Source organism: Bacillus sp. B15-48, from assembly GCF_016879755.1.
Lineage (GTDB): Bacteria > Bacillota > Bacilli > Bacillales > Cytobacillaceae > Mesobacillus_B.
Genome location: NZ_WOFU01000002.1, coordinates 177,960 through 190,687 on the forward strand (window position 1 = coordinate 177,960; position 12,728 = coordinate 190,687).

The window sequence follows — 12,728 nt, forward strand, 5'->3', positions numbered from 1 at the left end:
AATTTTCTCAGTGACAACAAGAATTAAAAAGGATGAAATCATTTTGATTTCAACCTTTTTTACTGTTTTTTCTCGACCTTTACTAGTCCATCTTTTCTGCTTTCCTTCTCAAAGTAAACGATGATTCGATCATTCATTTGTAGATCCTCATCAATATTGACATTTTCTTTTTTTATGTGAATGCGCTGTCCATTATCAGCTTTTCCGTAATATCCAGTTTCATCTATTTCTGTAATTGTATAACAATAAGTGATATACTCCTTTTCCAATTCAGTCGACACTGGTTTCGAACTATTAAAGGAAAAGTTTAAATAAATTAACACACCCAATAAAATGGTTAATAACGATAGAATAAACACTTTCATCTGCTAAATCCCTCACAAATTTTCATTCCCTCATCAGTATATGATTAGATGTCTGTTTAATAACACAAAGTCGTTTTCCAGCCCTCTTTTTTTTAAAAAAAGCAAAGATTTGAACTCGAGAATAATAGTTATTATTTTCCAATAATTTAAGTTTACAATATTTTTTCAAATAAAAAAAGAGAAACCAAAGTTTAAAATTTGGTTTCTCACTCATTTAATGATTTGTACGTAAGATGGGTAGCGTGCAACAACGGAACGAACCGCCAGATTTTATAATTTCAGTAATATCTACCTCAATCACTTCAAACCCTCGGTCACGTAATTGTTTATTCACCTCTTTATTAATAGGTAAACTTAAAATTCGTTTGTTTCCAAGTGATAAAACATTCGTTCCAAGTGTAAATTGTTCGTCTTTTGATACCTCAATAATGTCATATTTACTACTAAATAATTCAATGTCCTCTTTCGTTAATGCTTCTGGATAGATTAGTGCTACTTCCGGTGAAACAACATTGAATACACAATCAAGGTGAAGATACGTTTCCTTAAATGGAATCCCTTTTACATCAAAGCTCGTTAACAATTGCTTTAAATGATCAACGGCCTGTTTGTTTGTTCGGTCGCTTAAACCGATATAGATTGTTTCACCATCAATGATTACATCTCCACCCTCAATATGGTCTCCGACTATATTATAATAGGAAAACCCTTCATCCTCAAGCCATTGCTTTAAGACCCCCTCTTCTCCTTGACGAACTTTACTCGCCATGTCGGCGACAAACACAGTATTTCCGATTGTAAAGCCGATATCTCTTGTAAAAACCTGTTCTGGATACTTTTTATGATAAGGGAGCAAAATCGTTTCTACTCCATGTTCCTTTAAAGCCTGCACAAATTTTTCATGCTGTTCAAGAGCCCGCTCGATGTGTATCCCTTCATTTTTAAAATGCTTTTGTGTTTCATTGATCACATCTCTAATCGTCATATATTGAGGCGAACAAAGAATGACTCTTTTTAATAGGTCATACTCAGTAAAACAAGTTGTCTTGTGTTCAATTTGTGAAATATCCGTCATTAAACTACCTCCGCTAGAAATTTTGTTTTTAATATACCCTTAAATAATCATTTGGATGCTAATAATAGCTGCTCGAAGTGCATGATTATTTACTCATGGCAAAAAGCCATATTGAACTCATCAATATGGCTTTTCCATCCGGCAGCAAGTACATTCAACTTGCCATTACATTTATTTTTCTAAAAATCGCTCTATTTCTGCTTGATTTTCTTTAAATGCTTCATTTCCTAATTCAATTAACTTATCCATATATCCCACGTCATCAAAAGACATTTCTTTCCCCAAATCTTTGTTCACACGCATATAATTTTCTTTGAGTAACAACTCACAATGATAGGAGACTGATTCAGAGGAAATATCTAACGCTAAATCTAATAACCTCGGGGTTACTTTAAAAGATGGAAACTGAACAGGAAGCCACTGTTTTATCCCCCATTCCTTTTCATGGCCACCAGAAAAGACAATATTTTGTTTCCCAGTTCCTAAAGAAAGAATGTGGATAGATTCTAAACTTTGCTTAAAATGATGAATGGAATCCGTTAAACATACAAGTGACGGATTATTCGCCCATAAACCTCCATCAATCGAGAGATATTTATTGTCAATATTATTTGGTGGGAAATACACAGGGGCTGAACATGAAGAAAGGACAGCATCCCAAAGTTTTATCTGGATATCCGTCATTTCATTTTTTCCATATGAACGATGAGCATATGGTTTTCCATGTGTAAGGTCAACTGCAGGAATCAACAAAGGTTTTTCTACTTCAGTCAGTTGCTGATCACCAAATGCTTTTTTCAACAACGTTCTTAAATTTCGGTCACTATATATACTTTTAAAGAGGCCAACTTTGGCCTCTCTCATAAAAATTTTTTCTCCGTGTTGTAAATACTGATCCAATAAAGATTGCATGTCTACATTTAATGCCACAGCTCCAGCAATGATTGAGCCTGTACTTGTTCCCCCAATAAGATCAAAATGTTTACTCACCTTTTGATTATATGTATCTTCCATCGCTTTTAAGATAGCAATTGCAAATACACCGCGGATTCCACCGCCATCAATACATAAAATCTTCAATTGATCATCACCTAATTCATGCTTTAGATTAGCTTTCCCTCTTTTATTAAATGATATGTTTTAGTATCAGCCATTTTATCTACCTAAAGCGAGCTTTAAAAATCGATGACTTTTGCTAATTTTTCGACGAGTACCACACATTTTCGTTCTCCAATTTCGTATACATACATTTTCTGCTCATTTTCTTGGAGGAACTTTTTAAATTGAATATCCCTGCTCATATCATTTTGTTCAACTATATCGACAATCATCTTATAAATTTGTTGAATTGTTGGCTCTTGTTGGGATGCAATCTTGATCGGAGCAGGTAATCCATTGACCTTGAGTGTAACGATTATAACTGTATCCAATAGCTTCATCTCCTTAGTTATCCTATTTCGACTTAAGAAGATGTTTTCCTGCCAATTCGGAAGTTATAATTTAGCTGCTTCTTCCTTTTCAACAATCATCGTCCAACCAAGTGGGTCAGCTTCAATACCAAGTTGAATCCCAGTCAGTGTATCATAAAGTTTTTTGGAAATTTCTCCCGTTTTCCCATTATTCACAATTAGCTTTTCACCTTCCCAGGATAATTCACCAACTGGTGAAATAACAGCTGCCGTACCTGTACCAAAGGCTTCCTCTAGGACACCATCATTATATGCTTGGTAAATATCTTCCATTGAAATTTTCCGCTCACTAATTGGTATATTCCAATATTTTAACAGAGCAATCACAGAATCCCTTGTCACACCTTCAAGTATGCTTCCATTTAACATTGGAGTTACAACTTCTCCGTTAATTTTAAAGAAGATATTCATACTTCCAACTTCTTCAATGTATTTATTTTCTATAGAATCAAGCCATAATACTTGGGAGTATCCTTCTTTCTCGGCCTTTTCCTGTGCGATTAAGCTACCAGCATAGTTTCCAGCTGTTTTGGCATTTCCTGTTCCACCAACTGCTGCACGGACATATTGACGTTCAACAGCAATTCTTACCGGATTGATTCCTTCCTTATAATAAGCTCCTACAGGCGAGAGAATAATCATAAAGCGGTACTGTGACGAAGGGTGTACACCCAAAAACGGTTCGGTTGCAATGATAAACGGGCGAATATATAAAGATGTTCCTGGTACATTTGGAATCCACTCCCGATCAACATTGATTAGTTTTTTCAAGCCGGTTAAGACGATATCTTCATCAATATATGGAATACAAAGTCGATCATTAGAACGATTTAACCGTTTCATATTCATATCAGGCCTAAACAGTAATACTTCATCATTTTCCGTAAGATAAGCCTTTAATCCTTCAAATACCGTTTGTCCATAGTGAAAGACCATTGCAGCAGGATCGAGTACAACTGGTTGGTAAGGAACAACCCTTGCATCATGCCATCCCCGGCCTTTTGTATAATCCATTATAAACATATGGTCAGTAAAATATTTGCCGAACTCTAAATGATTGAAGGAAGGTTTTTGTTTCTTGTTTTCCCTTAGATGAATCTCAATCTTATGTTCTGTCATTTTTCGTTACTCCTGTCTATTAATTATATTTTAATAATATTATGACACCTAATTCCGAATTTGACCATTCCCATAAATAAAAAACTTTGTGGATGTGAGCGCCTCTAAGCCCATAGGTCCTCTCGCATGCATTTTTTGTGTACTTATCCCTATTTCAGCTCCATAGCCAAATTCAAATCCGTCTGTGAATCGTGTCGATGCATTATGATATACGGCTGCTGCATCTACTTTTGTGAGAAAGAGAGAGGCATTTTGTTCATCGTTCGTGACAATCGCTTCTGAATGGTTTGTCCCATACTCGTTGATATGGCCAATCGCTTCTTCAACACCCGTTATGCTTTTTACACTCACAGTTAGTCCAAGATACTCAGTGTACCAATCCTCTTCTGTAGCAAGTTTTGCGGCAGGGAAAAGTGCAACAACCTCTTCGTCCCCATAAACTTCGACACCATGTTGATCAAGCGCCTTTAATAAATTCTCACCGTATTTATTATACCAATTTTCGTGAATCAAGATGGTTTCAATCGCATTACAAACAGATGGTCGCTGTGTTTTCGCATTTAAAACAATTTCCTCAGCCATCGTTTCGTCCGCTGTTTCATCAATGAAGATATGACAGTTCCCTGCTCCAGTTTCTAATACCGGGACTGTAGACTCACGAATGACGGTATCAATTAAATTTTTCCCGCCACGTGGAATAAGGACATCTAAAAATTCATTTAAATGAAAAAGTTCTTTCGCTGTTTCTCTGCTTGTATCTTCAATTAGCTGAACCGATTCAACAGGAAGGGAACTTTTTTCAAGTGCTGAATGGATGGATTGAATAAGTACCATATTCGAAAAGCGTGCAGAAGAACTTCCCCGTAAAATGACTGCATTCCCCGTTTTTATACAAAGTGTCGCAGCATCAATCGTTACATTTGGCCTTGCTTCATAAATCATTCCGATTACACCAATTGGGACACGCTTCTTATTAATTAATAAACCATTTTCTTTATTGATCGTTTCGAGAACATCGCCAATCGGATCCTTTAGCTCGATCAACAGGTCAATCGCATCTGCCATATCATGAATGCGTTTCTCATTTAGCAAAATTCGGTCTAATACTGATTCCGAAAGGCCGTTTTTTCTTCCTTCCTCTAAATCTTTTTGATTTTCAATTAAAATCGTCTGTTTATCTGCAACCAGTTGCTTAGCAATCAACTTTAGGGCCGCATTTTTTTCCTCAGTAGTCGCACTGACTAATAGTCTGCTAGCATTTTTCGCTAACTGTCCTTTTCTTTTAACTTCACTCATCATTATTCCTCCTCTATACTTTTACCCATTTATTTCGATGGATGACTTCCACTAAAGGCTTTTCTACCTTACTGCGTTTTCCAAGTACCAATTTTAATTCATCGGCGGAATAGGTTACTTCACCCTTTCCAAGCAAACCACTTGGGCCGTAGACTTCGACGACATCGCCTGTTTGAAAAGTTCCGATGATTTTAATCACGCCCGCCGGAAGCAAACTTTTTCCATTAAATATCATCGCTTCCTCTGCACCTTTGTCAACAAAGACAGCTCCTGATACTTCCGAATGAACAGCAATCCATTGTCTTTGCGTGTTAATTGAATGTAGATGCTTATTATGAATATAAGTACCATCTCCATTGCCCTCAAGGATGTCGACTAGCTTTCGACTCCCCTTTCCCTGTCCGATAAAAACTGGAACACCTAAAGACAGAGCCGTCTTGGCTGCCATTAACTTTGACTTCATCCCACCAGTTCCAACTTTGGAGCCTGAACTTTCAGCAAATCCGATCATCTCATCGGTGATTTCTTCAAGAACATCCAGTCTTTTGGCTTCTGGATTTATTTTAGGATTTGAATCATAAAGACCGTTAATATCTGTTAAGATGATTAACTGATCTGCGTGGATTAACCCGCTAACCAAAGCGGAAAGCATATCATTATCACCAAATGTTAATTCAGTAACAGAAACGGTATCATTTTCATTTATAATCGGCAAAATCCTCCGTTCCAAAAGCTCCATAATTGTTTCATACGCATTTTTATAGCGTTCCCGATTGGAAAAGTCAGTCCGAGTCAGTAGAATTTGGGCAGGGTTTATCGAAAACTCGCTAAATTTTTCAATGTAAGATTGGATCAAAATACTTTGGCCAACGGCTGCTGCAGCTTGCTTGCCTTTTAGTGTAACCGGTCTAGTTGGATAGCCGAGCCTAGTAAAACCGGCAGCTACTGCACCGGAAGATACCATTAATACTTCATGCCCTTCTAATCTTAACTTAGCTACTGCCCGAACATGGTCGTTGAACTTTTCATGATCAATTTCACCTTTTTCATTCGTTAATGAGCTGCTGCCTATTTTGACGACAATGCGTTTTTTCTCCATTTAAAGCACTCCTAAAAAATTCTAAAATCAAAAAGAGCCCACTCATCCTTAATAATAAAGGACGAAAGGGCTTATCTTCCGCGGTACCACCAATATTGGATGTAAACAACACATCCCGCTCTGCCGGATAACGCCCGGAGGCGCCCATGTTTTTAACATGAGACTCGGGAGACAGGTTCCACGGCTTATTGTGACAGGATCTCTCAGCTTTAGACCCCGCTCTCTTGGCACATAAGTATCCGTGTACTATTCCTCCGTTAACGTTCAGCTTTTTTATAAATATTAAGATGACTCAAACAAAAAGTCAAGAGAGGAGCAGCGTCATTTTTACGAAAATCGACAATTTTCCAACACTTTCAACTAAACTTTTATTCTAGTGTTTTCCATGTTCCTGCTTTTAGCCAATCCGTCATTCTCTCAATGTCTTTAGAAAATATTCGGTCCGCCGTTATTGGGGGAACAATTTCCCGTGCGGCCTTATAAAATTCACTTGTCAACGGAGATAATTTCTCAACACCACGATATTCAACAGCTTGTAAAGCGCAAATACATTCAATCGCTAGCACCCGCCTGACATTTTGAATTACGTTGTATGCATACCGAGCAGCAATCGTACCCATGCTTACATGGTCTTCCTGATTTCCTGAAGAAGGAATTGAATCTACGCTGGCTGGATGTGCAAGAGTCTTATTCTCCGAAACGAGCGACGCGGCAACATACTGCATAATCATTGCACCCGATTCCAATCCTGGTTGTGTGCTCAAAAACGGAGGTAAATCATTTAATTGTGGATTCACCAAACGTTCAACTCGCCGTTCAGAAATACTCCCTATTTCTGCAATAGCAACCTTCATAAAGTCCATAGCAATTGCAATCGGTTGTCCATGAAAATTCCCTCCTGAAAGGACCGTTTTGCCATCATCAAAAATAAGCGGATTATCAGTCGCTGCATTCACTTCGATTTCTAGTTTTTCTTTTACATAATCCAAAGCCTGCCATGTCGCACCATGAACTTGAGGAATGCATCGTAAAGAATAGGCATCTTGAATTCGTTTTTCACCCTGTTTTGTTGTTAATTTGCTACCGGCTAATAGTTTACGAAATCGCTTAGCAACCTCTATTTGTTGCTTATACCCGCGGGCAATGTGAATTGCCGGGTGAAAAGCATCTGTTATTCCTTGAAGGGATTCTATCGTCAGCGCTGCGATCCACTCACTTTGATAGGCAACTTCAGCCGCCTCTAACCAAGCAATCACCCCCATAGCTGCCATTGCTTGTGTTCCATTTATTAAGGCAAGGCCTTCTTTTGCCTGAAGAACGATTGGTTCTAATCCTTCTTCCCGATACACTTCAGCGGTTGAAAGAATCTGACCAGCACAAGAAACCTCCCCTTCCCCCATCAATACAAGAGCGAGATGGGCCAAAGGCGCAAGGTCTCCTGATGCTCCCAATGATCCTTGTTGAGGAATCAGCGGATGAATTTGTTTATTTAAAAGTTCTGCTAGACGATTTACGATAATCTCCCTTACTCCAGAATAACCTAATAACAATGCATTTAGCCGTAAAAGAACCATCGCCCTTGAAACGACATCAGGAAAAGGCTCGCCTACACCGCAAGCGTGGGAACGGATTAGATTTTGTTGAAGCTCATTGACAGCTTGTTCAGGAATTACAACATCACTAAATTTACCGAATCCCGTATTAATCCCGTAAATTGTTCGCTTTTCAGCAACAATTCTTTCGACAGCTTTTCTACTTTGCGCCACTTTCTGAAGACTTTTTGTAGAAAGGGTTATAGACTCTTTTTTAAAACAAATTTGGCGAATTTGTTTTAAATTTAACGAATATCCAGTCAACTCCACCATCGTAAACCCTCCTAGATGGGACAGGTAAAAAAAGACGACAATAATCTGTTCTGTTCACACCATCATCGCCTTCATTAGCAATTAACATTTAAACTAATACTATAATATTTGTCATTATGTAAAAACATTATTAAAAACATAAAATTTATTTTTTATATGCTTGTTAATAATGAAAAGCTTTTATAAGCCGAACCTCTTTTCGTAGCCCTCTTCTTCCACTTTAAGGGAAGGGAAGCGAAATTAAACTATTCAGCTTGGTCTGCCGTTTCTGCTAATTCAAATAAAAATTGATAGATTCCTTTAAATGCTTCCTCAATCGTCATTTCTTCCGAAAATCCCTCAAGATCATTTAGGGAAAAATTAATATTCCAAATCCCTTCATTTCCATCAAATAATAACTCAAACTTTGCGTCTTCATGAATGAATTTGTTCTTAATAAAATACTTGATTTTTTCCAAAAACTTTTTCTGCAGCTTTAATCCAAACATCACGTTATAAGTTCCAAAAGCATCATCAACCTCAAAGGAAACAGCATCAACTCCAACAAGTTCAAACCACTCCAACTCCATGTACATAAACTCATTTTTCTCTTTTTTAAAGTAAGCTATTGGTTTTTGAAGGAATTCTTTCGTTTCTTCCCCTAAAAACTCCTCTGTCTCTTTATTCCCTCGTTCAATATAGGCATTAATAAAACGACTAGTATCCTCATTTTCAACAATCGTTATCCCCTCTTGTAAAAGCTGATACTTATCTATGTATTCTTTTTCTTGCTGAAATACTTTTACGATTTTCTTCCCCTCAACATTCTCAATATGATTCTCAATAAATGTCTTCATCCTCGCTTTGAGCATTTTCTACTTCCTTCCTCTCTGTTTTATTCGTACATTTCCTTGTTCCTGCTTGCTTGAGTTTCGTTTTGAAGTCACTTGTTTCCTATTTTTTTGATCTTGCCTCTGGTTCTTTTCCTTTTCAAATTTATCGAACTGCCCACTTTTCGATTTTCCATCACTCTTTTTATTCGATTCTTTATTGTTTCCTTGATTTTCTTTTAACGTTTTTGACGTACTTTGTTTTCGATGCCTAAAGCTCTTATCGGTTGTTTTCTGCTTTGGTTTCTCTGAAATCTTCTCTGTTTTTTCATCTAGACGTCCATTCCCAAGATTGGTTTTATCCAATTGAATATTTAATTCCGCTTCAATTTCATCAAGGGCAGAGCGGTCTTTGGGAGAATAGAGCGTTATGGCTAGGCCTTTCATACCTGCACGTCCTGTTCGGCCAATTCGATGTACATAGCTTTCAGAATCTAATGGGATGTCATAGTTAAAAACATGAGTTACCCCTTCTACATCTAAACCTCGTGCAGCAACATCTGTCGCGATTAATAACTGAAATTCAGCATCACGGAACCGTTTCATTACTTGTTCTCTTTTTGCTTGAGAAAGATCGCCATGTAATTCATCACAAGAAAAACCATTTGCCTTTAATGCAGTATAAAGCTTACTTACTCGGCGTTTTGTTCGGCAAAAAATAACTGCTAAAAATGGTCGGTGCATGTTGATTAATTGAACCAATGTGTCTTGCTTTGCCCGATCGACAGTTTGAATAGCGATCTGGTTTACATTTTCTGCAGGACCATGTATTTTCTCGACTTGAATATATTCAGGGTTACGCATATGTTTTCTTGCCAACATACTTATTTCTCGTGGCATTGTAGCGGAGAATAGCATCGTTTGCCGATGTACCGGAGTTTCATGAATAATTCTTTCAACTTCATCTAAAAACCCTATGTGAAGCATTTGATCTGCTTCATCTAGGACGAGAAATGACAATCGAGACAATTGGAGTGTATTTCTTTCAATATGATCCAATAGTCGCCCTGGCGTTCCAACGACAATCTGGACATTCTGATTTAGCTTTTTTAACTGTTTTTCAACATCCTGTCCACCATACACGGCTAGAACGTCTATCCCCTCCTTATCATTAATCAACTTCTTAACTTCATTAGTTATTTGTAGCGCTAGCTCCCTTGTAGGTGTAATAATTAACGCCTGCACGGAGGAAAGATTTTGTTCCATTTTCTCGAGAATCGGTAAGATAAACGCAAATGTCTTCCCTGTACCAGTTTGTGCTTGAGCAATGATGTCTTTCCCTTTCATTAATAGTGGTATCGCTTGTTCTTGTATTGGTGTTGGCTTTGCAATTCCAGTTTCTAATAATTTCTTTACAAAAAAATCCGAGATATTTAACCTTTTAAAATCAGTCAATGTATTTCCCTACTTTCACTTGTAAACGTAATATTTTCCCGTCCTCATATATGAAGTGTTCATCAATAGATTTATAAATATTCTACGCAAAAAAACAACGTAATCTAAATCACGTTGTTTCAGTCGATTTAATGATTATGCACATGTGGACTTTTTGTCGGATTCGTGATCACTAATTCTTCTTGTGGAACATAAAAATATTGAATCCAAACACCATCAAGCCATTCTTCACGCTTATCTAAAAGAACCTCAATATCTTTATCCGTTTTAACGATTTCATCGTACTCTGTCGGGAGATCGATGACAAGTTTATAATGTGCATGATCGCCATGCATATAGTCGATGACAACACGAATCATCTTACCCTCTTCTGCATCAGCGAGCATTTCCTTAAGTACTTTAGCCGCATTACGATTGATTTTACATTTCATTTTGTTCCCTCTTTTCGCTCATCCATCGTATTAACATTAGCATACTGAAATTCAATGTGCAAAAATCTGGGGGATGAAAAGAGATACAAGATTAAGGTTTGATTCCCATCCGGCGTTTAATTTGTTTTTTGATGAGTGGGACACCTTTTTGCTTTAAAAACTTGATACCCTCACGTTTAATAAAATTCGTTACTAATCTCTTTACTAACATAATGTATCACCTTTCCTACCTAGTCATACCTCTATTTTAACAAAAAATTTCGTTATAAAGGGGCTTCCTTATAACTGTTCATAAGATGTTAAAAATCTTTGTATGACAAATGGTTTAAAAGATACTTAGTTCATATCGTTCTGACATCATTTCTAGCAATTTCATCCCGCCGATGCTATTGCCTTTTTCGTCGAGCGACGGTCCAAAAATACCGATTCCGAAGCGATGGCTGACAGAGCCCATAATCCCACCAGAAACTCCACTTTTGGCTGGAATCCCTACTCTAGCAGCGAACTCGCCAGATGCATTGTACATCCCACATGTGACCATGAAAGTTTTACACAGTCTCGCAACTTCTACTGGCATGAACCGCTTTTCTCTTACAGGATCGATTCCATCCATTGCAAATACAAGGCCAATACGTGACAAATCGAGACAATTCATTTCGATTGCACATTGCTTCGTATACAGGTCAAGAAGTTCTTCAACCTCTTCATTAATAATGCCGTCCTGTTTCATGAAATAACATAATGATCGATTTAAATACGCTGTATTAAATTCTGATTTCGCTACTTCTTTTGAAAAGGTAATCTCATCATGACCAGCTAAATCTCTCGTAAACCCGATAATTCGGTCAAGCCTTTCCTCTACCGTTTCTCCCTTAATCAGATGAGTCACCGCTAACGCACCTGCATTAATCATCGGGTTTAACGGTTTTGCCGAATGACCCGTTTCTAGTTTAATAATCGAGTTAAACGGGTCACCTGTAGGTTCATACCCGACCTTCGAAAACACTCTTTCCTCCCCACAATCCATCAATGCTAAGGCTAAAGTAATCACTTTCGATATACTTTGAAGCGTTATTTTTTGTTCAATATCGCCTGCTGAAATACATTGGCCATCTCGATAATAAATCGCTACTGATAGATCCTCGCGATTTGCTCTTTTTAAGGCCGGAATATAATCAGCCACTTTTCCATGCGTCGTTCGCTCTTTTGCTATTGTAACTAACCGAGCCAACTCTTCGTTTGATCGACAAGGCAAAGGGCATCACCAATCCTTCTTCATTTCATGAATCTAAACTTTAAAAAAATAGGCATGTTTACTTACTGTTTATCATCTCAATGTTCGTGCTTAAAAATGCAAAAAACAGGATACAAAACATCCTTTGTCAGGAATATTTTCCCTATAGCCGCTAACATCAGCGAGGGCACTTAAAAAGTCCTGAAATTATGCTCGGGGTTAAAACTTAGCTGTTGATTTCCGTTCCAGGCGGCTTCGCTTTCCGCGGGCAGTCCGGGAGCCTCCTCAGCGCTATTCGCGCCTGCGGGGTCTCCCTTGGCCTTGCACTCCCGCAGGAGTCTTCGCCACCTTCCACTCCAATCAACAGAGTTCTTTAACTTAGGTTATATTTAAGATAAAAGCTAAAAATAGCGAATTAAAACACAGGCACGGGTACGAAATTGCAGAACCCTCGGGTTAGTTGGCATGGAATTACAAAGTGCCATGACTATGTTTACAGTCAATCTCAAAA

General features: G+C 37.8%; 12 protein-coding genes and 1 other annotated feature. All 12 genes read right to left on the minus strand.

Features of this window, described 5'->3' with window-relative positions; all coding sequences use genetic code 11:
- Positions 1-59: 59 nt before the first annotated feature.
- Complete coding sequence (locus GNT69_RS06325) at positions 60-365, minus strand: hypothetical protein (protein WP_203554130.1); 306 nt, start codon at positions 363-365, stop codon at positions 60-62.
- A 214-nt stretch (positions 366-579) separates the two neighbouring features.
- Entirely contained in the window at positions 580-1,440 is an 861-nt protein-coding gene (locus tag GNT69_RS06330) for a dimethylarginine dimethylaminohydrolase family protein (protein WP_203554131.1), read from the minus strand.
- Between the two features lie 171 nt (positions 1,441-1,611).
- Positions 1,612-2,520 (minus strand): CBASS cGAMP-activated phospholipase, encoded by a 909-nt coding sequence (locus GNT69_RS06335; protein ID WP_203554132.1) that lies wholly within the window; start codon positions 2,518-2,520, stop codon positions 1,612-1,614.
- Positions 2,521-2,615: 95 nt separating this feature from the next.
- Complete coding sequence (locus tag GNT69_RS06340; protein WP_203554133.1) at positions 2,616-2,870, minus strand: hypothetical protein; 255 nt, start codon at positions 2,868-2,870, stop codon at positions 2,616-2,618.
- A gap of 63 nt (positions 2,871-2,933) precedes the next feature.
- Positions 2,934-4,028 (minus strand): branched-chain amino acid aminotransferase, encoded by a 1,095-nt coding sequence (locus GNT69_RS06345; protein WP_203554134.1) that lies wholly within the window; start codon positions 4,026-4,028, stop codon positions 2,934-2,936.
- A 48-nt stretch (positions 4,029-4,076) separates the two neighbouring features.
- Positions 4,077-5,324, minus strand: coding sequence for a glutamate-5-semialdehyde dehydrogenase (locus GNT69_RS06350; RefSeq protein WP_203554135.1), 1,248 nt, complete (start codon positions 5,322-5,324; stop codon positions 4,077-4,079).
- Positions 5,325-5,337: 13 nt separating this feature from the next.
- Complete coding sequence (proB, locus tag GNT69_RS06355) at positions 5,338-6,423, minus strand: glutamate 5-kinase (RefSeq protein WP_203554136.1); 1,086 nt, start codon at positions 6,421-6,423, stop codon at positions 5,338-5,340.
- A gap of 54 nt (positions 6,424-6,477) precedes the next feature.
- Positions 6,478-6,693 (minus strand) — a binding site (T-box leader).
- A 98-nt stretch (positions 6,694-6,791) separates the two neighbouring features.
- The gene (gene hutH, locus GNT69_RS06360; RefSeq protein WP_203554137.1) at positions 6,792-8,288 is read right to left on the minus strand and encodes a histidine ammonia-lyase; all 1,497 of its coding nucleotides are present in this window, start codon (positions 8,286-8,288) and stop codon (positions 6,792-6,794) included.
- A gap of 245 nt (positions 8,289-8,533) precedes the next feature.
- Positions 8,534-9,139: a branched-chain amino acid aminotransferase gene (locus GNT69_RS06365; RefSeq protein ID WP_203554138.1), complete on the minus strand. Its 606-nt coding sequence runs from the start codon at positions 9,137-9,139 to the stop codon at positions 8,534-8,536.
- Positions 9,140-9,142: 3 nt separating this feature from the next.
- The gene (locus GNT69_RS06370; RefSeq protein WP_203554139.1) at positions 9,143-10,552 is read right to left on the minus strand and encodes a DEAD/DEAH box helicase; all 1,410 of its coding nucleotides are present in this window, start codon (positions 10,550-10,552) and stop codon (positions 9,143-9,145) included.
- Between the two features lie 128 nt (positions 10,553-10,680).
- Positions 10,681-10,983 (minus strand): iron-sulfur cluster assembly accessory protein, encoded by a 303-nt coding sequence (locus GNT69_RS06375; RefSeq protein ID WP_203554140.1) that lies wholly within the window; start codon positions 10,981-10,983, stop codon positions 10,681-10,683.
- Positions 10,984-11,308: 325 nt separating this feature from the next.
- Positions 11,309-12,238, minus strand: a complete 930-nt coding sequence (glsA, locus tag GNT69_RS06380) for a glutaminase A (RefSeq protein WP_203554141.1) — start codon at positions 12,236-12,238, stop codon at positions 11,309-11,311.
- Between the last annotated feature and the right edge of the window lie 490 nt (positions 12,239-12,728).

Excerpts from the sequence above, each read along its gene's own strand:
- GNT69_RS06325 (WP_203554130.1), bottom strand. The coding sequence starts at position 365 with ATGAAAGTGTTTATTCTATCGTTATTAACCATTTTATTGGGTGTGTTA.
- GNT69_RS06330 (WP_203554131.1), bottom strand. The coding sequence starts at position 1,440 with ATGACGGATATTTCACAAATTGAACACAAGACAACTTGTTTTACTGAG.
- GNT69_RS06345 (WP_203554134.1), bottom strand. The coding sequence starts at position 4,028 with ATGACAGAACATAAGATTGAGATTCATCTAAGGGAAAACAAGAAACAA.
- GNT69_RS06350 (WP_203554135.1), bottom strand. The coding sequence starts at position 5,324 with ATGAGTGAAGTTAAAAGAAAAGGACAGTTAGCGAAAAATGCTAGCAGA.
- proB (WP_203554136.1), bottom strand. The coding sequence starts at position 6,423 with ATGGAGAAAAAACGCATTGTCGTCAAAATAGGCAGCAGCTCATTAACG.
- hutH (WP_203554137.1), bottom strand. The coding sequence starts at position 8,288 with ATGGTGGAGTTGACTGGATATTCGTTAAATTTAAAACAAATTCGCCAA.
- GNT69_RS06365 (WP_203554138.1), bottom strand. The coding sequence starts at position 9,139 with ATGCTCAAAGCGAGGATGAAGACATTTATTGAGAATCATATTGAGAAT.
- GNT69_RS06375 (WP_203554140.1), bottom strand. The coding sequence starts at position 10,983 with ATGAAATGTAAAATCAATCGTAATGCGGCTAAAGTACTTAAGGAAATG.